General features: G+C 68.7%; 19 protein-coding genes. 12 read left to right on the forward strand and 7 right to left on the reverse strand.

Annotated elements, in window-relative coordinates; all coding sequences use genetic code 11:
* Positions 1–211: 211 nt before the first annotated feature.
* Positions 212–1,606, forward strand: coding sequence for a tetratricopeptide repeat protein (locus J4O73_RS15430; RefSeq protein WP_426218682.1), 1,395 nt, complete (start codon positions 212–214; stop codon positions 1,604–1,606).
* Here the strand turns inward: J4O73_RS15430 and J4O73_RS15435 are convergent.
* The 6 genes from J4O73_RS15435 to J4O73_RS15460 all read right to left on the reverse strand — a co-directional run bounded on the left by J4O73_RS15435 (position 1,557) and on the right by J4O73_RS15460 (position 7,369).
* Positions 1,557–2,177, reverse strand: a complete 621-nt coding sequence (locus J4O73_RS15435; protein ID WP_426218684.1) for a DUF4254 domain-containing protein — start codon at positions 2,175–2,177, stop codon at positions 1,557–1,559. The genes J4O73_RS15430 and J4O73_RS15435 overlap by 50 nt on opposite strands.
* Positions 2,178–2,185: 8 nt before the next feature.
* Positions 2,186–3,151, reverse strand: a complete 966-nt coding sequence (locus tag J4O73_RS15440) for an FkbM family methyltransferase (protein WP_426218686.1) — start codon at positions 3,149–3,151, stop codon at positions 2,186–2,188.
* 249 nt (positions 3,152–3,400) lie between these two features.
* Positions 3,401–4,132: an MIP/aquaporin family protein gene (locus tag J4O73_RS15445; RefSeq protein ID WP_426218688.1), complete on the reverse strand. Its 732-nt coding sequence runs from the start codon at positions 4,130–4,132 to the stop codon at positions 3,401–3,403.
* A 192-nt stretch (positions 4,133–4,324) separates the two neighbouring features.
* Positions 4,325–5,830: a glycerol kinase GlpK gene (gene glpK / locus J4O73_RS15450; RefSeq protein WP_426218689.1), complete on the reverse strand. Its 1,506-nt coding sequence runs from the start codon at positions 5,828–5,830 to the stop codon at positions 4,325–4,327.
* Positions 5,831–6,204: 374 nt separating this feature from the next.
* The gene (locus tag J4O73_RS15455; RefSeq protein WP_426218691.1) at positions 6,205–7,002 is read right to left on the reverse strand and encodes a DeoR/GlpR family DNA-binding transcription regulator; all 798 of its coding nucleotides are present in this window, start codon (positions 7,000–7,002) and stop codon (positions 6,205–6,207) included.
* 121 nt (positions 7,003–7,123) lie between these two features.
* Positions 7,124–7,369 (reverse strand): hypothetical protein, encoded by a 246-nt coding sequence (locus J4O73_RS15460; RefSeq protein WP_426218692.1) that lies wholly within the window; start codon positions 7,367–7,369, stop codon positions 7,124–7,126.
* Positions 7,370–7,538: 169 nt separating this feature from the next.
* On the opposite strand from J4O73_RS15460, the gene J4O73_RS15465 reads away from it, so the two are divergent.
* The 11 genes from J4O73_RS15465 to J4O73_RS15515 all read left to right on the forward strand — a co-directional run bounded on the left by J4O73_RS15465 (position 7,539) and on the right by J4O73_RS15515 (position 21,051).
* Entirely contained in the window at positions 7,539–8,039 is a 501-nt protein-coding gene (locus J4O73_RS15465; RefSeq protein ID WP_426218694.1) for a chemotaxis protein CheW, read from the forward strand.
* A 5-nt stretch (positions 8,040–8,044) separates the two neighbouring features.
* Positions 8,045–9,565, forward strand: coding sequence for a CheR family methyltransferase (locus tag J4O73_RS15470; protein WP_426218696.1), 1,521 nt, complete (start codon positions 8,045–8,047; stop codon positions 9,563–9,565).
* A gap of 2 nt (positions 9,566–9,567) precedes the next feature.
* Entirely contained in the window at positions 9,568–10,104 is a 537-nt protein-coding gene (locus tag J4O73_RS15475; protein WP_426218697.1) for a chemotaxis protein CheW, read from the forward strand.
* Positions 10,105–10,129: 25 nt separating this feature from the next.
* The gene (locus tag J4O73_RS15480) at positions 10,130–11,803 is read left to right on the forward strand and encodes a methyl-accepting chemotaxis protein (protein ID WP_426218974.1); all 1,674 of its coding nucleotides are present in this window, start codon (positions 10,130–10,132) and stop codon (positions 11,801–11,803) included.
* 10 nt (positions 11,804–11,813) lie between these two features.
* Positions 11,814–14,060, forward strand: a complete 2,247-nt coding sequence (locus tag J4O73_RS15485; RefSeq protein ID WP_426218699.1) for a hybrid sensor histidine kinase/response regulator — start codon at positions 11,814–11,816, stop codon at positions 14,058–14,060.
* Positions 14,061–14,130: 70 nt separating this feature from the next.
* Positions 14,131–15,186: a chemotaxis-specific protein-glutamate methyltransferase CheB gene (gene cheB, locus J4O73_RS15490; protein ID WP_426218975.1), complete on the forward strand. Its 1,056-nt coding sequence runs from the start codon at positions 14,131–14,133 to the stop codon at positions 15,184–15,186.
* Positions 15,183–16,889, forward strand: a complete 1,707-nt coding sequence (locus tag J4O73_RS15495; protein WP_426218701.1) for a response regulator — start codon at positions 15,183–15,185, stop codon at positions 16,887–16,889. Before cheB ends, J4O73_RS15495 begins: the two co-directional genes overlap by 4 nt.
* A complete protein-coding gene (locus J4O73_RS15500) occupies positions 16,882–18,774 on the forward strand; it encodes a response regulator (RefSeq protein WP_426218703.1) in 1,893 nt (630 codons plus the stop codon). Before J4O73_RS15495 ends, J4O73_RS15500 begins: the two co-directional genes overlap by 8 nt.
* A 21-nt stretch (positions 18,775–18,795) precedes the next feature.
* Positions 18,796–19,938, forward strand: coding sequence for a DNA replication/repair protein RecF (gene recF / locus J4O73_RS15505; protein ID WP_426218704.1), 1,143 nt, complete (start codon positions 18,796–18,798; stop codon positions 19,936–19,938).
* An 83-nt stretch (positions 19,939–20,021) separates the two neighbouring features.
* Positions 20,022–20,417 (forward strand): VOC family protein, encoded by a 396-nt coding sequence (locus J4O73_RS15510; RefSeq protein WP_426218706.1) that lies wholly within the window; start codon positions 20,022–20,024, stop codon positions 20,415–20,417.
* A gap of 43 nt (positions 20,418–20,460) precedes the next feature.
* Positions 20,461–21,051: a histidine phosphatase family protein gene (locus J4O73_RS15515; RefSeq protein WP_426218708.1), complete on the forward strand. Its 591-nt coding sequence runs from the start codon at positions 20,461–20,463 to the stop codon at positions 21,049–21,051.
* Between the two features lie 113 nt (positions 21,052–21,164).
* Here J4O73_RS15515 and J4O73_RS15520 read toward each other — a convergent pair whose 3' ends face one another.
* A complete protein-coding gene (locus tag J4O73_RS15520; RefSeq protein ID WP_426218710.1) occupies positions 21,165–22,274 on the reverse strand; it encodes an aldo/keto reductase in 1,110 nt (369 codons plus the stop codon).
* Between the last annotated feature and the right edge of the window lie 8 nt (positions 22,275–22,282).

Consider the following 22,282-nt stretch of genomic DNA (forward strand, 5'->3'; position numbering starts at 1 on the left):
CTGGGGCGCGACGGGAGCCTCCGCCTGTCTCAGGATCGGGCGAGGCGCGGAAGCGGGTCGGCGATCGGGGCGTGGTCCGTAAAACGTCGATGTCTGTACAAAATATGAGATAATTCAAAATTGTATTTGAAATAATTGCTACTTGCGGCTGATTGACCTGCGGTTTTCGGCGTGCATGGTCGATTTTTCAGGTGATGATACAGTTTTTCCAGTGATGCTATCCTTGCTCGATACGGTGGAGAGCGCCATCGCCGCCGGAGAATTCGAGGTTGCGGAGGCGGATGCCGAGGTCGGGCTCGCTGAGTCGCCCGACGATCTGGTTCTTCGCGGGAAACTCGCCTTGTGTCTGACGAAGCAATTGCGCTTCGCCGAGGCGATGTCGCATTGGCGCCTCATTCTCGATGCGCCGCAGGCGGGCTTGTCCGATCGAGTGCCCGCCACCTTCGGCCTTGCGATCTGTGCCGCGCAAAGCGGCGAGCCGCATTGGGCGCGCCCCTACATCGACCGGCTGGATATGAGGTTTTCACCCCATCCGAGCGATTGGTGCTGGCGGCCCCGAATCCTTGCGGCAGCGGGCTTCGGGGATGAGGCCGAGGCCGAATTGCGGTCGCTCCTGTCCGACAGGCCCGGCGACCCGTTCATTGAGCAGGCGCTCGGCATGGTGATGCTTCAACGGGGCGATCCCGAAGGCCATAGCCTCGCGCTGGCCTTCTCGAGCCGCGCCTTCTACCAGATCTATTATTCCGGAACGCCGCTGATCGAGCGGATGTGGCAGGGCGAGCCCCTTGAGGGCCGGTCGATCACCATCGTTCCGCATGGCGGCTTCGGCGACCTTTTCCAGTTCATTCGCCACGTCCCCCGGCTTCGGAACCTTGGCGCCGGATCCATCACCGTTGCCGCTACATCCCGGTGTCACGGGCTGCTCCGAAGCGCGGGTGTCGATGACCTCGTTGGCCTGGAGGAACTCGAGGCGGCCCGCAGCCGGAGCGAATGCTGGATCGGCACCTTCGGCCTTGCCCGCGCCGGGGGCGAAAGCGCATCGGGGTATCTCCGGGCTCCGCCGAGCGCGCAGGCAGACGCGATCTTGCGGCAAGCACGGAGCCGGGCGGCGGGCCGCCCCTGCATCGGCCTCTACTGGCACAGCGACATGGATCTCGGTGAGGCGAAGAGCATCCCGCTCCCTGCCCTCGCGCCGCTTTTCGCGCGCACCGACATCCACTGGGTCATCCTTCAGCGCGGCTTCGGGCTTCGGCGCCTGCAAGCGGCCGAGATCGCTCGCGACGCCACGGTGACGAGGGTCGAACTGCCTTTCGATGATGCGGGCGCGCTCATCGCGGGACTCGATGGTGTCGCCTCGATCTGCGCGTGGCCCTTCCACCTCGCGGGGGCATTGGGCGTGCGGACATGGTTGCTCGCGGGACGCGTGCTCGACGGGCGGCATCTAAACCGCGAACGGGATTCCGTCGTCTACCCGGCTTGCGCCACCCTGGTGCGCCAGCCGACCGTCGGTGATTGGCCGGGCGCCATCGCCCTGCTGATGGGCGAACTCGACGCGCTTACCCGGCCGCAGGGGCCTGCTGCGCTTCCCGCACCAGAGCCATGTTGAGGCGCGGGTCGTTGTACATCTTGAACTGGCGGTAGGTGCGGAATCGCGCCCGGCCCTGGCGGCATTCGGCGAGGAGGGCGTCGAGGCAGCCGGACAGATCGCTCCGCTGGAGGCGAAGCCGCGCGAGCTTGTCGGCGCAAGCGGCGCGGTGCGCGTCATCGACGTCCCCTCTCTCCACCTGCGCCCCCATGTGGAAGATCTTGAGGCTGGCGATGGAGAGCCGATCGATGATCGAGCCGGGGGTTTCGCTGTTGAGCCGGGCTTGCGCGGCGGCGGGCGCCGACATCAGCGTCTCCAGCACCTCGTCCATGCGTTCGACCGCATCGTTCCGCGCTTGGTTGAACCGGTCGATCGCCCGCTTGTTGGCCGCGATCTCCGCGTCGCGCACATGCGTTCGCCGGGCGAGATCTTCCTCCGCCCAGAGCTGCATGTTGTTGCGATGATTGTCCGCCAGGGCCAGCCAGAGCGCGGTCCCGTTCGGCGGCGGCAAAAGGCTCCCGTCCACGAAGTAGGCCCGTGTTCCCTCGGCGTGGAAGGCCGTGACCGCATCACCCGTGACGGGCAGAAACATCCCGGCGCTCATGCGTCACGCGTCAGCAAAAGATCGCAGGCGCTCAAGGGGTTCGTGCCATCGAGGCGGGCGCGGATCGCTGCAATGCCCTCCCCGGTCGCGGGGAAGGCCGGCATCTCCGGTGAATTCGCCACGGTCAGCCGGGTGAAATGCTCGCACAGGAAGGCCGCCAAGCCATCCATCATGCCATTGCGCTGGAGGCCGTAAGGCCAGAACTCGATGACGATGGGCACCCCGGCCGCGACGGCGGCTCTCGCCCCGAGGAGGACCTGTAGCTCCCAGCCCTGCACGTCGATCCAGATCAGGGAGCGGGGGAGCCGTTCGGACAGTCCCTGGCGGGTCAGGAGGTCGTCCAGACGCGTCGATTCCACCCGATAGGTCGACCAGGCCTCCTCACCGAACGCGCCCGGTTCCGAGGAATGCTTGACCCGATGGTCGCCCTTGTTCTCCGGCGAAAGCTGGAACTCCAGAAGCTCGCCCGAGGTGGCGCCCGCGGCGGTATTGATGGCCACCACACGATCCTGAAGATCGTTGAGGTACAGGTTCGCCATCAGCGTCCGGTAATTCAGCCGGTCCGCCTCGACGGCCAGAACCTGCTTGGCATGGCCCCGGGCCGCTGCCGGAATCGTGACCGTGCCGAGGTTGGCGCCGACATCGACCAGAAGATCGCGCGGTCCGCCCAGATGCGCGAGGGTGCGCTCGAAGGTTTCGAACTCGAAGCTGCCGTTTCTGGCGAGGGAGCGCGAGATGTAATTGTCGCCGTGAAGCGAGACGAAGACTTCCGGCCCGACATTCGAAAGGGCAAAGAGGCTATCGTTGCCTTCTTCGTATTCGATCTCCCTCAAATCCGGCAGGTTGGTCGTCCGCGTAAGGCGGAGCATGGCGCGCCAGAGATCGCCGAGTTGCCTGGTATCGATCAATCCTGAGGGACGGAGGGTTTGCGGGTTGCGACTATGGGTCGAGACATACGACATGATTTTCTCGTCCCGCGACCCGGGGCAATGACCCTCAGAGACTCTCGCAAAACTCCCGCTGAGCCGTCGAGGCCAGGGGAGAACTCCCGGTGAACGGGAGTTTTGTGAGGAGCACTAAGAGGGTGTCATCGCCCTCAGGCTTCATTATCTGCCAGTCATCTGGCTTTTAACCCCCCTTATATTCTGTTTCTACTGGCTATAGATTGAATATAATCTGTGATAACCACCGGAGATTGTTTTAAGTGATCGTCAAAGGCCCAATATGCGCACGAACAGCCCCGCCAGGACTGCTCCGATCGCTGGTCCGGCCACGGGGATCGGCGCATAACCCCAATCCGACGACCCCTTCCCCGCGATGGGCAGGACCGCATGGGCGATACGGGGGCCGAGATCGCGGGCGGGGTTGATGGCGTAGCCGGTGGTGCCGCCCAGCGACAGGCCGATGCCCCAGACCAGCATCGCCACGAGATAGGGTGCCACGCCGCGTGAGAACGTGCCCGTGCTGCCGGAGGTGCTCGTCACCAGGGCGGCGATGGTGAAGACGAGGAAGAAGGTGCCCACGATCTCCGAGATCATGTTGGCTCGGGTGTTGCGGATCGCCGGGCCGGTGCAGAACACCGCAAGCTTCAGGTCCGCCTCGGGCGTCTCGGCCCAGTGCGGCAGGTAGTGCAGCCACACCACCACCCCACCCAGGAAGGCGCCGAGGAACTGAGCCGGCAGGTAGACCGCGAGTTTCGAATAATCGCCGGTGCTGACCGCCCCGCCCAGCGTCACCGCCGGGTTGATATGGGCGTCGGCGCTGCCGGTCGCATTGGCCACGAACACCCCGGCGAGCACCGCGAAGGCCCAGCCGGCGGTGATGCCGATCCAGCCCATGGCCTCGCCCTTGGAGCGCTTGAGGAGCGCCCCCGCCACCACCCCGTCGCCGAGCACGATCAGCGTCATCGTACCCAGCATCTCGCCCAGGAACGGCGATGCCATGATGTGTCCTCCCTTGATGATTTGTTGGTATTCGTCCGACCCACCCCCTCATCCCGAGGTGTGGCGTCAGCCGTCTCGAAGGAGGTCCAGACATCTCGGCGCTATCTGGAGGCCTCCTTCGTTGCCCGCCGGGGCGGGCACCTCAGGATGAGGAGGCGAGTGGCCGTGAAGCCTCGGGAGGGGCGTCTGCCCTCAGTCCTCGTCCGCCTTCCAATCGAAGGAACGTTGCACCGCGCGGCTCCACATGGCCGCGGTTGTCTCGCGGCGGGCCGCGTCCATCTTGGGCTCCCAGCGCTTGTCGACGCCCCAGTTGCGCTTGAGGTCGTCGAGACCCTTCCAGTAGCCGACCGCGAGGCCCGCCACGTAGGCCGCGCCGAGGGCCGTCGTCTCCGAGACCTTCGGGCGCACGACCGGCACATCGAGGATGTCCGCCTGGAATTGCATCAACGTGCCGTTGGCGACCATGCCGCCATCGGCGCGTAACTCTTTCACGGGGATGCCGGAATCCTTTTCCATCGCGGCTAGCACTTCGCGGGTCTGAAAGGCGGTCGCCTCCAGGACCGAGCGGGCGATGTGACCCCGGTTGGCGTAGCGGGTCAGGCCGATGATCAGGCCGCGCGCGCCCTCGTTCCAGTGGGGCGCGTAGAGGCCCGAGAACGCGGGCACGAAATAGACCCCGCCATTGTCTTCGACCGTCCCGGCAAGGCTTTCCACCTCGGCCGAGTCCTTGATCATGTGCAGGTTGTCGCGCAGCCACTGCACCAGCGCACCCGTGATGGCGATGGAGCCTTCGAGGGCGTAGACCGGCTTCTGCCCGTCGAGCCGGTAGCCCAAAGTGGTCACGAGGCCCGCCTTGGAAGGCACGGCCTCCTCGCCCGTGTTCATCAGAGCGAAGCAGCCGGTGCCGTAGGTGTTCTTGGCTTCGCCGGGGGTGAAGCAGGTCTGGCCGAACAGGGCCGCCTGCTGGTCGCCGAGGATGCCCGCGATCGGCACGCCCGCGAACTCACCCTTCGCTTCGCCGTAGACTTCGCTCGACGAAACGATCTTCGGCAGCATCGCGCGGGGGATACGGAAAGTGGACAGCATCCCATCGTCCCAATCCAGGGACTTGAGGGACATGAGTTGCGTGCGGCTGGCATTGGTCACGTCTGTGGCGTGCAGGCCACCGTCCGGCCCGCCGGTGAGGTTCCACAACAGCCATGTGTCGATGTTGCCGAACAGGACATCGCCCGCTTCGGCCCTCTCCCGAGCGCCCTCTACGTGGTCGAGGAGCCAGCGCAGCTTCAGACCGGAGAAGTAGCTCGCCAGCGGCAGGCCGGTGAGATCGCGGAAGCGGTCGCGCCCGCCGTCATGGGCGAATTCCGAAACGAGACGATCGTTGCGGGTATCCTGCCAGACGAGGGCGTTGTGCAGAGGCTGGCCCGTCTTCCGGTCCCAGATGACCGTCGTCTCGCGCTGGTTGGTGATGCCGATGGCCGCGAGGTCTTTCGGCGTGAGATTGCCCTTGGCGAGAGCTTCCTTCATCACCTTCTGTGTCTTCGCCCAGATCTCTGCGGCGTCGTGCTCGACATGGCCCGGCGCGGGATAGATCTGTGCGTGTTCTTCCTGCGCGACCGTGATGACGGTCCCCTCACGGTCGAACACCATGAAGCGGGTGCTGGTCGTGCCCTGGTCGATGGCCCCGACATAACGGCTCATCGTTTCCTCCTTGGTTCATCCCCACCGGTCTCGGCCGGTTCGGGGGCTGGAATTGGCAACCGGGCCGCAACGGCCCGCTTCTCAGAATGGCGTCTTCGCCCGCTCATTCCCGCGCTGGCTGCTCGCTTCCGAACCCGTGTCGTTCGTATGCGAGGCACGCTCGGTCGGCCCGGTGAGCCAAGACCTCACGGTTGCGACGGAACTTGAAGAATTCGGAATGGGGCGGAATGGGTGATTCCAGCGTGAGACGCCGGGGCCATCACCGCAAAGAGTCCGCTCAGGGGCGTGCAATCCGCCATTGTCTCCATCCCTGTATGCTTTTCCTGCGATCTTACGTCGCCCTTCTGTTTTCGCAAGCGAAAATTTCGTGTTCGCTAGACGTCACTGGCGACGGCGAGCGTCACCCCCTCGCGCTCCATCATGGCGGCGATGCCGGGTGGAGGCATCCGGTCGGTGAAGAACGTGTCGATCTGCGAGAGATGACCCGCCTGCACCATCGGTCGGCGGGTGAATTTCGTGTGGTCGGCCACGAGGAAGGTGCGCTTGGCGTGGGCGAGGATCGCCTGCGTCGCGCGGACTTCCTCGTAATCGTAATCGAGAAGCGCCCCATCCGCGTCGATGCCGCTGATGCCGATCACCGCCACATCGACCCGGAACTGCCCGAGCGTGTCGCTGGTGAGTTGCCCGAGGACGGCGCCATCGCGATTGCGCACCGTGCCTCCGGCCACGACGATGCGGAAGGCGGTGGCGTCGGCGAGCGAGAGCGCCACATGCAGGTTGTTCGTGATGACGCTGAGATCGTCGTGGCGGGTCAGCTCACGGGCCACCGCCTCGGGTGTAGTGCCGATATTGACGAAGACGGAGCAGTGCGACGGGATGCGGCTCGCCGCGAGGCGACCGATGCGGGTCTTCTCCGCGAGGAGGGTCACGCGGCGGTCGGCGTAATCGATATTCTCGACGCTGGAGGGCAGGCCACCGCCGCCGCGGTAGCGTTCCAACCGTCCCTCGGCGCTGAGTTCGTTGAGGTCCCGGCGGATCGTCTGGACCGTGACGCCGAACTGGCTCGCCAGGGCTTCGATCGTCATGAAGCCGCGATGGCGGACCGCCGCCACGATCGCGTCGCGTCGCGCCTCGACGCCGCCCTCGCCCCGGTGCTCCACCGGCTGCGCCATTCCGTTCCTCCGCCCCTTGTTTTCGCTTGGCAACATAGCGTTGCGGCGATGGCGCGCAAACGCGCGAGGGGAGAGGCGTCCTCAGAAAAAAGGCCCGCCGATCCGGCGGGCCTCAAGACACTTACATGCCGTGGCGCATGCGGCGGTGATGCATCTTGCGGTGATGGTGCATGCGCTTGTGCATGCTGCGCTTCATCATCGGGCGGGCGGCCGGGCGTTCCATCTCGGCACCCTGGGCCGAACGCTCCATGCCGCCACGGGGGCCACCAGCCTGCGAGCCCGACATATTGTAGGGCGAGCCGCCCTGGGCGAAGGCCGAGCCTGCGACCAGCGTGAGCGCCGCAGCGCCGAACAGAATGCTCCTCATGGGTGTCGTCCTTTCCTATGCGACCGGGCGGGCGCCACCTGTGGCGCCCCGATCGCCGTGCCTCGCAAAGACGCGGCGCAGGACATGGTTCCGCAGTTAAGACATTTTCGATGGGCAATTGCCGATTGCATCGGCCCGGCTAGCTTCATGCCGGTAAGGGGAGGCCGGGGTGGCGGGCGAATCGACGGCTTATCTGATGCTCGACGTGGCGGGCACAGTCTGCGCGCTCCCCCACGAGGCGGTGGCGGAGGTGTTGCCCCTGCCCGAACTCCAGGCGGCTCCCGCCTCGGGGGGCTGGCTCGCGGGTTTCGTCAATCTCGGCGGGCGGCCTGTGCCGGTCCTCGACCTCGCGCCCATCCTGGGCCTGCGCGAGGCCAGCGCGGGCGCAGGACTCTATGCCCATCTCGTCCTTGCCCGGGACCGGTCCCTTGCGTGGCTCGTGGACCGGGTGGCCGATCTCGCCCTCGTGCCCGCTTCCGCCCAACGTCCGGCCGATCCGGCGGCGAGCCTGAACGGTTGCGTCGCGGCGGGGCTCGCCCTGTCGGACCGCCTTGTGCCCGCCCTCGACCCGGAGCGGCTTCTCACGGAAGCGGAGCGGGCGCGCATCGAGGGTCTGGCGCGGGCCGCCGCGTCGCGCCTCTCCGCCCTGCCCGATCCTGCGACGGCCTGAGCCGGATGCGCCGGACCGGCCGCTTCCGCTTCGATCCCGAGGTCGAGCCTGCCTATGCCGGGCTGAAGGCGCGCATCATCGCGCGCACCGGCCATGCCTATTACGCGGACAAGGACGAACTTCTCCTCGAGCGGCTCTATCGCCGCCTGCGGGCGACCGGCGTCCCGGACCTCGCCGCCTACCATTCCCTTCTGGCCGATGGGGTCGCGGGGGAGAGTGAGTGGGCGCGGCTCGAGGCCGAGATCACCATCGGGGAAACGTTCTTCTTCCGCTACAGCGAGCAATTCGCTGCCCTGCGCGGCACGATCCTCCCCGGGCTCGTCGCCGCGCGAAGGGCCGAGCGGCGCCTGCGGATCTGGAGCGCGGGCTGCTCCACGGGGGCCGAGCCGTATTCCCTGGCGATCCTCGTGCGCGAGATCCTGGGTGAAGCCCTGCCCGACTGGCGGGTGAGCATCCTCGGCACCGATATCAGCGCCGAAGCCATCGCGACGGCGCGCGCGGGGGATTACGGGCGCTGGGCGCTGCGGACGATGCCGCCGGAGGAGCGCCTGCGCTACTTCACCCATCTGCCGCCGGAGCCGGGGATCCGCCGCGAGGGCGGTTTCGCCCTGCGCCCCGAATTCCGGCAGATGGTCCAGTTCAAACAAGGGAATCTGCTGGCCGTCGTTGAGCCCCCTGGGAACGAGGAGGGCTACGATCTCATCCTCTGCCGCAACGTGCTGATCTATTTCGATGCGGCCACCGTGACGCGGGTGGTGCATGGCCTTGGGCGGCGTCTGCGGCCGGAGGGCTGGCTGCTGCTAGGTCATGCCGAGCCGAACCCGACCTTTTCCGCCTTCCTCGACCCGGTGAGCCTCCCGGGCACCGTCGCCTACCGGCCGGGGGGCACCCTGGCAGCGAACGTCACGTTCCAGGCTCCCAGCATCGAAACACCCACGTCCTTCCCCGCGCCCGACCCGGAGGGGCCCGCCTGGACGGGCCTTGAAGCAGGGCTTCGGGGCTCGCAGAGCCTGCCGGAGCCCCCCCTAGCGGTCGCTCCGCTGAACCTTGTGATGAGTGAGGTGGAAGGCAGCGAGGGCAACTCTGACGAACTGCCCTTCGACACTCTCCCCGAGGATCCCCTCGACCGGGTCCGGGTCCTGGCGGATGCAGGCGAGACCGGCGCGGCGTGGCGGGCGGTGCGGGACGCGCTCGACGCCGATCCGACCCATCCGCGGCTGCGCTTCTACGAGGGGCTCGTCGCGGCGAGCCTCGGACGGGAGGTCGAGGCAGAGCGGGCCCTACGGGCGTCGCTCTATCTCGACCGAAGCTTCGTGATGGCGCATTACCATCTCGGATTGCTGCTGCTCGGCCTCGGCCGCCGGGCAGAGGCGGCCCGCGCCCTCGACAACGCCTTCGCCCTCAGCCAATCCCTGCCACCGGATGCGGTGCTGCCGGAAGGCGACGGAGCGCTCGCCAGCGAGGTCGCGGCCGGGGTCGAGGCCGCGCTCGGCCGGAGCGGTAAGACGATGCGGGGGCGGGCCTGACCATGCGCGAGCAGACGGAGCGTGATCTTGCCCGCGACAGGCAGATCAAGGCCGCGCGCACCCTCGCCCTCGCCCGCCGCGCCGAGGAGGCGGACGGGCCAGAGCAGGAGACTTTCCCGTATCTGGTCTGCACCTGCGGCGGCGACCGGATCGGCCTGCCCCTTCCCGCCGTGGCGCGGGTCCTGCCCGGCCGTCCTTGCACGCCGGTGCCGGGAACGGGCGCGGCGCTGTCCGGCCTCGTCGCCCTGTCGGGGCGGATCGTGCCGGTCATCGGCCTCGCCCGCGCCCTCGGACGGCCGGAGGTGGAGGGCGACGCGCGGGAGCACCTCGTTCTCCTGCGCGGAGAACCGCCCGTGGCGCTGAGCGTCGAGCGCGCCCTCGGCATCGTTCGGGCCGCGCAGGATCCGGCCTCCCTCTCGCAAGCCGAGGCCTCCCCCCTGGGAAACGGCTCCGCTCCGTTCTATGTCCCCGCCGCCGAGGGCAGCCCGGACTTCACCATCATCGATCCCGCGCAAGTCATGCGGCGGGTGATCGCCTGACCCCTCCCATGCCTGGAGTTCCGCTCTGACCCTCTCGATCGGACGACGCATCCTCCTCGGCTTCTTCGCCGTCACGGCGGTGCTGGTGGCGCTCGGCATCTATGCCATTGGGCAGGTCGGCGCCGTGCGCGAGACGACGGACCGGATCGTTGCCCGCGATCTCCTGATCATGCGCCAGCTCGACGAGTTGGGGAATCAGACGCGCGACATGGGCGTGCTCCGCCGCGACGCGGTGATCGCCTCCCTGCTGAAGTCCCAGGGCCGACAGGCCCGCGAGGCGGACATCCTGAGCCTGTGGCGGCGCAACGGCACCGTCTCGGACAAGATCCTCGGTGATCTCCTGCGGGAGGCCGACGAGTTCCGCAGGAACGCGGTCTCGACCGAGCGGGCGGCGACCTTCGACAAGCTCCACTCGGCGATCGCCGAGGCCACGACCACCTTCCACCGTTACCGGGAGAGCGGCGAGCGGCAGATCCGTGCGGCGGTCGACGGCAACGTCGAGGCGGTCGATGCGGGTAACGACGAACTCGGCCGCCAATACGCCGCGACGACCAGCGCCGTGGAGCGCGCCCGCTCGGCCCTGGACGAGAGCGTCAATGTCGGCCAGCGGACCGTGCGGGAGATCTACGAATGGTCGCGCCTGTCGATCCTGTTCACGCTGCTGGCCTCCGTTCTGCTGGCTTTTGCAGTCACCTACCTCGTCACCCGCGCGGTGGTTCGCCCGCTGAACATCGTGATGGGCTTCGTCTCGCGCGTCGGTGATGGCGACCTGACCGGGCGTCTGAATTCGCGTGGGCAGGATGAGATCGCCCGCCTCGGGCGCACCCTCGACGGGATGGTCGAGAGCCTGTCCGACCTTGCGCGGACGAACCGTGCGGCGACGTCCGACCTGAACGCGGCGGCGGCGGAGATCCGGGCCTCGGCGCAGGAGCAGGCGGCCTCGGTGGAGGAGCAGTTCGCGGCGGTGCAGGAGACGGCGGCGACGGTCGATGAGATCACCCATTCGGGTGCGCAGATCTCGAAGCGGGCGAGCGAGGTGATCGCCACGGCCCAGGCCACGGCCAAGACCTCGCGGCAGGGGCTGCGGGCGGTGTCGGACACCGCGCAGGCGATGGACGCGATCCGCGAGCAGGCGGAGGCGGTGGCGGGCAACATCGTCGGGGTCTCGGAGAAGACGCAGGCGATCGGCGAGATCATCGAGAGCGTCAACGACATCTCGGAGCGGACGCACCTCCTGGCGCTGAATGCGGCGATCGAGGCGGCGGCGGCGGGGGAGAGCGGGCGCAGCTTCGCGGTGGTGGCCTCGGAGATGAAGCTTCTGGCTGATCAGGCGAAGGCGGCGACGGGCCAGATCCGGGCGATTCTGGGGGAGATCCAGCGGGGCATCAACACGTCGGTGATGCTGACCGAGGAGGCGGTGAAGCGCTCGGCGGTGGGCAAGACGCGGTCTGACACGACGCAGCGGACGATCGAGGAGATCACGGCGCGCTTCGAGGAGAACGTGCAGACGTTCCAGCAGATCGTGGCCTCGACGAACCAGCAGCAGCTGGGCATCGAGCAGGTGATGGGGGCGCTGCAGAACATCCGCCAGGCGAGCCAGCAGACGGCCGCCGGGACGCGGCAGGTCGAGACCGCCTCCGCCAACATGACCGAACTCGCCCAGGCCCTCATGGCCCTGGCGGAACGGTATCGCACCTGAGAGCGCGGCCATGGCGACCGACATCCGCCAGCTGCTGCTCGCGGCTTTCGACATCGAGCACCGCGAGCATGTCGGCGCCATCCGGGCGGCCCTGCGTGCCGAGGCGCCCGACTGGAACGACGTGTTCCGGCGGGCGCACAGCCTGAAGGGCGCTTCCCGCGCCGTCGACCTGCCTGCGGTGGAGGCGGTTTCCCATCGGTTGGAGACCCTGTTCGAACGGGTCCGCACCGGAGGCATGGCGCTGGATCGCGAGGCGGCCTCCACGGTGGAACTCGCCCTCGACCGGATCGAGACCTACGTGGCCGGTCTGTCCGGCGGCGCCGGGCCGGACATGCCGGGCGATGCCATCGACGCCCTCGGGCGGTTGCTCGGCCAGCCGGCGAGCGCGCAGTCTTCTGCCCCTGCCCCTGCCCCTGCCCCTGCCCCTGCCGCCGCTTTCGCTCCACCAGCGCCACCCACGCCCGCCCCCGTCGAGCCCCCGCCGCCGCCCAAGAAGATCCCCGCCGAGCGTCCGGCCGAGGCGTCGGAGCCCGCCGCCGCCTTCCTGCGGGTGCCTGCCGAGACGGTGACGGCCCTGCTCCGGGCCAGCGCGGACCTCTCGACCTCGCTCGCCGCCAAGGCTTCGGCGGCGGAAGGGCTCGGCCGGATCGCAGCGACCCTCCGCGACCTTCACGCCAAGGCCGAGGCGCTGGATTCCGCCAAGGCCGGTCCCGGCCAGCGGGTCCTTGCCGCCGGGCTTGCGGCTCTGGCACGCGAGGCGGCCGACCATGCGCGGCGCCAGGCTGCCGCCCTCGGCGCCGTCGAAGGCGCGGCGACGCGCGTCCGTACCGAGACGGAGCGTCTGGCCCTCGTGCCTGCCGAAACGGTGCTCGGCCCCCTTGCCCGCACCATCCGCGACACGGCCCGTGAACAGGGGCGCGAGGTCGATCTTGAGGTGACCGGCCTCGACGTACCCGTGGAGCGTGCAACCCTTCAGGCGCTGAAGGACCCTCTGCTCCATGCTCTGCGCAACGCCCTGAGCCATGCCTGGCAGCCGCCGGAAACCCGCCAGGCCGCCGGCAAGCCGGAGACCCTCGCGCTGACCCTCGAAGTGGCCCTGCGCGGTGGCCGCCTGCGGGTCGCGGTGCACGACGATGGACCGGGACCGGACCTCGCGCGGATCGCGGAGACGGCACGGGCGCGGGGGCTCCTCGGACCGGATGAGGTTGCCGATCCCGAAACGCTGCTGCGCCTCGTCTTCGAGCCGGGCTTCTCCACGGCGGAGGCCATCGATACCCTTTCGGGGCGGGGCTACGGCCTCTCCGTGGCGGCCGACGCCGCCCGCTCGCTCCAGGGCAGCGTGCGCCTCGAACCGCGCTCGCCTGCGGGCACCAGCCTCGTCTTCAGCCTGCCGCTCTCGGCGGCACGGCGGAGCCTGCTCCTCGTGGAGGCGGGCGGCCATACCTGCGCCCTGCCCTCCTCGGCGGTGGAGCGGCTCGTCAGGCTACCGCGCGCCGACCTTCCCCTCGCCATGGGGCGCCTGCTGCTTCCGTCCGAGGTCGAGGGCGAGGCCGCCCTGCCTGTGTCCGACCTCGCCACCCTGCTCGGGGCGGCGGGCGATCCCGATGCGGGGCAACTCGTGGCGATCGTCCTGCGCTCGGAGCATGGGCGTGCCGCGATCGCCGTGGACCGCCTGAGCGACGTGCGCTCGCTCCTCGTGCTGCCTGCGCCCGAAGTCGGGGGTGACTCCGCCCTGATCGCGGGGACGGCCATCCTGCCCGGCGACAGGCCTGTCCTGGTGCTGGATGCGGATGGCCTCGCCGAGCGGGCGGGATTGGCCGGAACCCAGGGGCAGGCGCCACGTTCGGACCCGAATACCGCGACGAAGCCACGGGCCGGCGAGCAGGCCCGCACGACGATCCTCGTCGTGGATGATTCGATCACCACCCGCACCTTGGAGAAGGGCATCTTGGAGGCCGCAGGCTACCGTGTCGTCGTCTGTGTCGACGGGCAAGACGCGCTCGACCGGCTGCGCGCCGAGGTCGAGCCGGTCGCGCTCGTCCTCGCGGATGTGGAGATGCCCCGCCTCGACGGGTTCGGCCTGCTCAAGGCCCTGCGGGCCGACGATCGCTTCGCCCGGCTTCCCACGGTGCTCATGACATCGCGGGGCGACCCCGAGGACGTGGCCCGAGGCCTCGAACTCGGTGCCGACGCCTACCTGACCAAGCAGAGCTTCGACCAGCGCAAGCTCCTCGATACGATCGGGCAATTGCTGTGACCACACGCCTCGCACGCGATGACGGCGCCGGGATCGCCGTGGGAGATTTGCCGTGAGCACCGTCCGGGTGATGATCGTCGAGGACAGCCTCGTGGTGCGGGAGCTGTTGCGCTACATCGTTTCGCGCGATCCCCGCCTCGAGCTCGTCGCAGCGGTGGCCTCCGGCGAAGAGGCTCTGGCGGCGATCGGCAGTGCGCGCCCCGATGTGATCTCCATGGATATCCGCCTGCCGGGCATCGACGGGCTGGAGACGACGCGTCGCATCATGGCCGAACGGCCGACGCCCATCGTGGTGATCGCCGACGCGGTGGAGGATTCCTCCCTGCACATTTCCATGAACGCCCTGCGCGCGGGCGCCCTGTCGGTGGTCGAGAAGCCCGTGGCCACCACCCATGCGGGTTATGAATCCGTCGCGGGTGAGATCTGCACGCAGCTGCGCATCATGGCGCAGGTGCCGGTGATCCGGCGGCGGCCCATCGGCTCGGAATGGGCCGGACGCAGCGCCGCGGCCCCCTCCGCCCCGGCGCCGATGCCGCTTGCCTCGGGCCAGTCGCCGAGCGTCTTCGGCATCGCCGCCTCGACCGGCGGACCGCCCGCCCTCGCCAAGGTGATCGGCGCGCTGCCCGAAAACTTCCCGCTGCCGATCCTGCTCGTCCAGCATATGGGGCCCGCCTTCATGGAGGGCTTCGCGGCGTGGCTCGACAGCGTCGTGACCTTGCCGGTCGGCCTCGCGCGCGACGGCGAGCGCGCCGAGCCCGGCCGGGTCTATGTCGCCCCCGGAGACCGGCATCTCGAACTCGGCACCAACCGGGTGATGCGGGTGATCGACTCCGCTCCGGTGTCGGGCCAGCGCCCCGCCGCGACGGTGCTGTTCCGCTCCATCGCCCGCCATGCGGGCCCCTCCGCCATCGGCGCGCTGCTCACCGGCATGGGTGAGGATGGGGCGGTCGGCCTCGGCGACATGCACGCCGCCGGGGCGCAGACGGTGGCGGAGCACGAGAGCACGGCCGTGGTCTATGGGATGCCCGCCGCAGCGGTGCGCCTTGGCGCCGCGCGCGCGGTGCTGCCGCTCGATCGGATCGCCGCGCATGTCCTGAGCATCGCCATGCCGGGGGCGTATCCGTGACAGCCTCCGCCGCGAGTGATCCGGCGAAAATTCTCCTCGTGGAGGATTCCGAGACGCAGGCCCTCGAACTGCGCCTGTTTCTCGAGGCCAACGGCTTTTCCGTCTCGCGCTGCGCCAGCTCCGAGACCGCCCTCGACGCCTTGAACGAGTCTCAGCCCGATCTCGTCGTGGCCGATTACCATCTGCCGGGAATGAACGGCGATGAGCTGATCCGCCAGATGCGCCTGTCGCTCCGCACCCGCGCGCTGCCGGTGCTGATGCTGACCGGTGGCAGCGGCGGCGAGCGCCATGGACTGGAGAGCGGCGCCGACGCCTATCTGCCGAAATCCGCCGACCGCGACCTCATGGTGCTCCGCATCCGCGCGCTGCTGCGCGAGAGGCGGGCGGGCGGCGACAATCCCGGCGCGGCGGCCTTCCGCCGGGGGCGCATCCTCGTCATCGATGGCAGCGCCACCTACCGCACCTTTCTTGCCGGTCTGCTCGGGCAGGACGGGCACCGCGTCACCGTCGCGGTGGGGGCGGAGGATGCGATCGCCGCCCTCGACGGCGATGGCAACGCCTTCGACTGCATCACCCTCGACCTGCTCGGCCACGCCTATGACGGTCTCGCCCTGTGCCGCGAGATCGACCGCCGCCGCGAGGGCAAGGCCGGGGCGGGCTTCCACCTCGTCGCCATTTCCGGCAGCGATCCGGCCAAGGATTTTCTCGTCCAGGCTTTCGCGGCGGGGGCCGACGACGTCATTTCCAAAACCGACGCCGAGGTGCTGGCGCTGCGCGTGCGCGGCTTTGTTCGCCGCCGCCTGCTGGAAGAGGACGACCGCCGCATCGCCGGCGAGTTCGGGGAGCGCGAACGCGCCGTGGAGCGCGCCCGCGCCGAGGCCGACGCCGCCGAGGCGCGGGCGAGTCTCGCCGATGCCCTGGAACGGGCGAACCAGGACCTCGCCGATGCCAATCGGCGGCTGACCGATGCGCAGGCCAAGCTCGTCCAGGCGGCGAAGATGGCCTCCCTCGGCGAGCTGGTCGCGGGAATCGCCCACGAGATCAACAATCCGCTCGCCTTCATCCTGGCTCACCAGGGTACGGTCGAACGGTTGCTCGGGGAGCTTCCCACCGCCGATCCCGCCACCGCCACGCGCTCGGTCGAAAAGGCGCGCAGCCGCGTCGGTGCCATGCGGCTCGGCCTGACCCGTATCCAGGATCTCGTCCTGAACCTGCGCAAGTTCTCCCGCCTCGACGAGGGCGAGCGGTCCCTCGTGAACGTGCCCGAGGCGATCGAGACGGTGCTCGCCCTGCTGCACCACAAGCTCGGAGAGCGGATCGCGGTGACGCGCACGTTTTCCGGCCGACCGGAGATTCATTGTACCCCGGCGCTGCTCAATCAGGTCGTGATGAACATCATCGGCAATGCGGCGGATGCGATGCCGGACGGTGGCACGATCACCATAACGACCCGTTCCGACGATACTTGCGACGAGATCAAGATCTGCGACACCGGCCCCGGGATCCCCGAGGATCTGCGTGAAAAGATCTTCGAGCCCTTCTTTACCACGAAGCCGGTCGGCGCCGGGACGGGGCTTGGGCTGGCGATTGCATACAGCGTCGTTCAGGCGCATAGCGGCTCGCTGACCGTAGAGACGGCCCCAGGTGGAGGTGCCTGCTTCGTGATCGGGATTCCGCGGCAGGCGGCGCGCGCTCATGAGTGACATCGGGGGAGGCATTGGGGCTCGGGCGGGCACGATTCTGGCCGTCGACGACGAGCCCGACATCCTCATCGCCCTTGAGGATCTCTTCGAGGACACGTACCGCGTCCTGACCGCGAGCAGGCCCGCCGACGCCCTCGAAATCCTGCGAGCCGAGCCGGACATCGCGGTGATCCTGTCTGACCAGCGCATGCCGGGGCTGACCGGGGACGCGCTCCTCGCCGAGGCCCGTGCCTTCCACGAGGCGCAGGCGATCCTGCTCACGGGTTATGCCGACATCACCGCTGTCATCGCTGCCCTGAACCGGGGTGGCATCGTCGGCTACGTCACCAAGCCGTGGGATCCCGGCCTGCTACGCGGCACCGTCGCCCAGGCTTATGAGCGGCACCGCCTCGGGCGCGACCTCGCCACCGAGCGGGCGCTGCTGCGCGGCCTGCTCGACCATTCCATCGACGCGATCAGTTTCAAGGACGCTGAGGGGCGCTTCGTGCGGCTCAACGCCCGCAAGGCCGCCCTGCTCGGGCGCGACCTGCCCGCCTGCCTAGGGCTGCGCGAAGCCGACCTGCCCGAGGTGAAGGCCCAGGCCGATGCAAGCGCCGACGAGGCGGCGATGCGCGATGGCCGCGTCGCCGAGGTGCTGATCAGCGAGGGACCGCCCGGCGCTGAGAAGTGGAGCCAATTCACCCGCGTGCCGATCCGCGACGGCGGCGGCGCGGTCTCGCACCTCGCGGTCATCGAGCGGGACGTCACCGAGCAGAAGAGCCTGGAGGCCAGGCTTCGCCAATCGGACAAGATGCAGGCCCTCGGCACGCTGGCGGGGGGCATCGCGCACGACTTCAACAACCTGCTCACGGCGATCCTCGGCAGCCTCGAACTCGCGGCGCCGAAGGTCGCCGACCAGCCGCGGGTCCAGCGCCTGATCGAGAACGCGCGCGGCGCGGCCGAGCGCGGCGCCTCGCTCACCAAACGTCTTCTGAGCTTCAGCCGCGCCCATGATCTTCAGGCGCGGGCGACCGACGTGAATGCCCTGATCGAGGGTATGAGCGAATTGTTCACGAGCAGCCTCGGCGGCCTCGTCAGCGTCCGCACCGATCTCGCCCCGAGCCTGTCGGCGGCGCAGGTCGATCCGGACCAGCTCGAACTCGCGGTGCTCAACCTCTGCATCAACGCCCGCGATGCGATGCCGGAGGGAGGCCGCATCACGATCGCCACGCGGCGCATGGCGATCAACAGCGATCCCGAGATCGCCGACGGCGCCTACCTCGCGATCCGCGTGAGCGACGAGGGTACAGGCATCCCGGAGGAAATCCTGCGCCGGGTCTGCGAGCCGTTCTTCACCACCAAGGCCGTCGGCCAGGGCACGGGCCTCGGCCTCGCCATGGTGTTCGGCCTCGCCCAGCAATCCAAGGGTCGGCTCACGATCGAGAGCGAGGTCGGGCGCGGCACATCGGTCGAACTCGCGCTGCCCTTCGCGGCCACGACGCCGGTGAAGGATGCCGAGGGCGAGGCCACCGTGCCCGCCGCCGCGCGACCTGCGCGCATCCTCGTGGTCGATGACGACCCGGAAGTCCGGCACGTCACCGCCTCGTTCCTCTCGGGCTTCGGCTATGACGAGACCGAGGCCGGCAATGGCCACGCCGCCCTCGACCTGCTGACGCGTGCGAGCTTCGACCTCGTGGTTGCCGACCTCGCCATGCCGGGCATGAGCGGCGTGGAACTCGCCTCCGAGGTGAAGGCCCGCCATCCGGGCCTGCCGGTGTTGATCCTCACCGGTCATGCCGAGGCGATGAAGATCCCTGCCGATCTGCCGGTTCTTGCCAAGCCCTTCCGTTCGGCCGATCTCGCGACCCGTGTCTCGGCCATGCTCGATCCCGGCCGGGCGGCCTGATCGCCGCCCATCAGCCCTTCCATGACCGACGCGTCTTCTCCGGCCGCTTCCGAACAGCGCCTCAGCCGCCTGATCGTGCGGGACTTCCGCAACCATGCGGACCTCGACCTGCAACCGCAGGCGCGGCTCGTCGCCCTGGTCGGTGAGAATGGCGCGGGCAAGACCAACATTCTGGAAGCGATCTCCCTCTTTGCGCCCGGGCGCGGCCTGCGCCGGGCCGAATTCTCGGCCATGGCGCGCAAGGGAGGTCCGGGGGGCTTCGCCGTTTCCCTCACCCTCGACCGGGACGGGGCCGAGCACCGGCTCGGCACGGGGATGGAGCCGCCGGGCTTCGATGGCCGCGCGAGCCGCCTGTGCCGGGTGGATGGCTCGTCCGCCGCCTCGCCCGTGGCCTTCAGCGAGTTCTTTCGGGTGGTCTGGCTCACGCCCGATTTCGACGCCCTGTTCCGGGGGCCTGCGGGCGACCGCCGCCGCTTCCTCGACCGGCTGGTCCTGGCCGTCGATGCCGGGCACGGCGCGCGTGTCTCGGCGATGGAGCGAGCCCTGCGCTCGCGCAACCGGCTCTTGGAGGAGCCGGGCCAGGACGCCCGCTGGCTCGACGCCATCGAGCGCGAGATCGCCGAACTCGGCGTGGCCGTGGCGCTCGCGCGCCGCGAGACTGTGGAGCGGTTGGATCAGTTGATCGCCCAGACCCGGGACGACGCGCAGCCCTTTCCCTGGGCTTCGGTGCGCCTGGAAGGCGACCTCGACGATCTCGTCGCAGTCTGGCCCGCGATCGAGGCCGAGGATCGCTTCCGGCAGGCCCTGCGCCAGGGCCGCCCCCGCGACCGGGCGGCGGGCCGCACCCTCAGCGGGCCGCAGACCAGCGATCTCGTCGTCCGCCACGGGCCGAAGGACGTGCCCGCCGGGACTGCCTCGACAGGAGAACAGAAGGCGCTGCTGATCGGCCTCGTCCTCGCCCATGCCCGGCTGGTGCGGGCGATGAGCGGCATCGCCCCGGCGATCCTCCTGGACGAGGTCGCCGCCCATCTCGATCCACGCCGGAGGCTCGGCCTGTTCGAGGCACTGGACGCCCTCTCGGGCCAAGTCTGGATGACCGGAACCGACGCGGATGCATTCGCTCCGGCCGGGGCGATGATCGAAACGGTGCGCATCGGCGGCTGACCCGCGCGGCCATGGTGGCGCACTTCCCCAAAGGGCGCGGCGCTTTACATCTGTCCCATCCCGTCCACGGAACCGACGACATCATGGCCAAGCCCGTCCACAGCATGATCCGCGTCCGCGATGAGGCGCGCTCCAGGGATTACTACGGGCGCGCCTTCGGCCTGGAGCCCGCCGACCGGTTCGACTTCCCGGACTTCACCCTTCTCTACCTGAAGGATCCGTCCTCGCCCTTCGAGCTGGAACTGACGGTCAACAAGGATCGCGAGAAGCCCTACGAACTCGGCGACGGCTACGGCCATCTCGCCTTCGTGGTGGAGGATCTCGAAGCCGAGCATGCCAAGCACAAGCAGGCGGGCTTCACCGTGACCGACGTGAAGACGCTGAAGCACGGCGACACCCCGCTCGCGACCTTCTTCTTCGCCACCGATCCCGATGGCTACAAGATCGAGGTCATCCAGCGTGGCGGGCGCTTCGCCTAACGCTCTCGCCCAGCAGCCTTTTCATCTCACAACTTCAGGTGCCATGACCGAGTCCACGCGCATCGTCTGCATCCGTCACGGGGAATCGACCTTCAACGCCGCCCACCGGGCGACGGGGATCGATCCGGACCATCGCGATGCGCGCCTCACACCCAGGGGCGAGGCGCAGGCCCGCCACGCTGCCGCCGCGCTCCGGGACATTCCCTTCGAACTGGTCGTGGTCTCGCCCCTGACCCGGGCGATCCAGACCGCCACGCTGCTCTTCGACGGGCACCCGGCCGAGCCGCGCATCCTCGTGGAGGTGCTGCACCGGGAATGCCAGGAAAGCAGCTGCGATGTCGGCCGCGCGGCGTCCGAGCTGGCTGCGGAGTTTCCGCATCTCGAGGTCGGTCACCTGCCGGAGGTGTGGTGGCACGCCGAGGACGGGGCCGAGACGATCTTCGGTCTGCCGATCGAGCCCCGGCCCCTGTTCGACCGGCGTGTCGCCGCCTTCCGCGAGTGGCTGCGAGCGCGGCCCGAGCACACCATCGCGGTGGTCGGCCACGGCACCTTCTTCTACCACCTGACCGGCACGTTCCTGGAGAACTGCGCCACGCTGGAACTCGACCTCGACGCCAAGCCTGCGGCGGCGTGAGGCGCGCTTTGTCAGTGCGAACGGAGTGAAGCAATCCAGGGAGGCGCCCCCGCTAAGAGGCGCCCCATTGCCCCGGATTGCTTCGCTATCGCTCGCAATGACGGCGGAGTTGACTACTCCATCACCGGAGCGAGCTTCTTCACGCTCTGGACGTCTTCACCGAGCCACGCCGCGTTCTTCGCCGTGCCGTCGAAGGTCGCGCTGGTCTTGAACAGCTCATACTTGCCTTCGAGCGCGTAGGGCTTCGAGCGCGACAGCAGTTCGGCCACCTTGGCCTTGTCCATCGGCTGGAAAGTCTTCACCGCCTCGAACGCCTGATCCATGTCCCGCTGGTTCTGGATGCCGGTGATCACCACCGAGACCGGCAGGTTCAGGGAGAAGTGGAGGTATTCCAGCGGCTTGATCGGCGCGTCCGACTTCAGGATCACCCCGTCGCCGAAGGTCTTCATGGCGAGCGGGGCGATGCCCTCGCGCACGAGATGCGGCAGCACGAGGTGGCCGAACGAGCGGAAATGCGCGTCCATCACGTTGATCGGCATCTGGCAGGAATCGAAGTGGAAGCCCCGCTCCTGCGCCACGGAGAGCATCTGCAGGTGGATGCGCGGATCCTTGTGGCCGGTGAAGCCGATGTAGCGGAGCTTGCCCTGCTTCTTGGCTTCCATGAAGCCTTCCATCGCGCCGCCCTCGGCGAAGACCCGGTCGGGATCGTCGAAGCGCAGGATCTCGTGGTGCTGCACGAGGTCGATATGGTCCGTGCGCAGGCGGCGGAGCGATTGCTCGATCTGCTTGAGCGCCTCCTCCTTGGTCCGCCCGTCCATCTTGGACATCAGGAAGACCTTCTTGCGGTAGCCGTTCTGCTCCAGGGCGATGCCCATCCGCTCCTCGGACCGGCCCTGGTTGTAGTCCCAGCAATTGTCCATGAACGTGATGCCACGGTCGATCCCCTGGTGGATCAACCGGGTCGCCTCATCGTCCGAGACGGCGCTCTTGCCGAGGTGGAACCCACCCATGCCGATGGCCGAGATCATCTCGTCGGTCTTGCCGAACTTGCGATAGAGCATCTCACCCCGGCGCTCGCCGGGATCGGTGACGAAGGGCAGGTCCGCCGGGTCCTGCGGACGGGTGTTGGGCAGGCCGGGGTCGCTCACGGCCGCCCCCGCAGGGCTGACCGCCGAGAGGCCGGCGCCGAGCGCCGCCCCTTTGAGGAAATCGCGGCGTTCCATATCGCTCT

The sequence above is a fragment of the Methylobacterium sp. NFXW15 genome, assembly GCF_049887755.1.
GTDB lineage: Bacteria > Pseudomonadota > Alphaproteobacteria > Rhizobiales > Beijerinckiaceae > Methylobacterium.

Excerpts from the sequence above, each read along its gene's own strand:
- J4O73_RS15435 (WP_426218684.1), bottom strand. The coding sequence starts at position 2,177 with ATGTTTCTGCCCGTCACGGGTGATGCGGTCACGGCCTTCCACGCCGAG.
- J4O73_RS15440 (WP_426218686.1), bottom strand. The coding sequence starts at position 3,151 with ATGTCGTATGTCTCGACCCATAGTCGCAACCCGCAAACCCTCCGTCCC.
- J4O73_RS15445 (WP_426218688.1), bottom strand. The coding sequence starts at position 4,132 with ATGGCATCGCCGTTCCTGGGCGAGATGCTGGGTACGATGACGCTGATC.
- glpK (WP_426218689.1), bottom strand. The coding sequence starts at position 5,830 with ATGAGCCGTTATGTCGGGGCCATCGACCAGGGCACGACCAGCACCCGC.
- J4O73_RS15455 (WP_426218691.1), bottom strand. The coding sequence starts at position 7,002 with ATGGCGCAGCCGGTGGAGCACCGGGGCGAGGGCGGCGTCGAGGCGCGA.
- J4O73_RS15460 (WP_426218692.1), bottom strand. The coding sequence starts at position 7,369 with ATGAGGAGCATTCTGTTCGGCGCTGCGGCGCTCACGCTGGTCGCAGGC.
- J4O73_RS15470 (WP_426218696.1), top strand. The coding sequence starts at position 8,045 with ATGCGCCGGACCGGCCGCTTCCGCTTCGATCCCGAGGTCGAGCCTGCC.
- J4O73_RS15475 (WP_426218697.1), top strand. The coding sequence starts at position 9,568 with ATGCGCGAGCAGACGGAGCGTGATCTTGCCCGCGACAGGCAGATCAAG.
- J4O73_RS15485 (WP_426218699.1), top strand. The coding sequence starts at position 11,814 with ATGGCGACCGACATCCGCCAGCTGCTGCTCGCGGCTTTCGACATCGAG.
- cheB (WP_426218975.1), top strand. The coding sequence starts at position 14,131 with ATGATCGTCGAGGACAGCCTCGTGGTGCGGGAGCTGTTGCGCTACATC.
- J4O73_RS15500 (WP_426218703.1), top strand. The coding sequence starts at position 16,882 with ATGAGTGACATCGGGGGAGGCATTGGGGCTCGGGCGGGCACGATTCTG.
- recF (WP_426218704.1), top strand. The coding sequence starts at position 18,796 with ATGACCGACGCGTCTTCTCCGGCCGCTTCCGAACAGCGCCTCAGCCGC.
- J4O73_RS15510 (WP_426218706.1), top strand. The coding sequence starts at position 20,022 with ATGGCCAAGCCCGTCCACAGCATGATCCGCGTCCGCGATGAGGCGCGC.
- J4O73_RS15515 (WP_426218708.1), top strand. The coding sequence starts at position 20,461 with ATGACCGAGTCCACGCGCATCGTCTGCATCCGTCACGGGGAATCGACC.
- J4O73_RS15520 (WP_426218710.1), bottom strand. The coding sequence starts at position 22,274 with ATGGAACGCCGCGATTTCCTCAAAGGGGCGGCGCTCGGCGCCGGCCTC.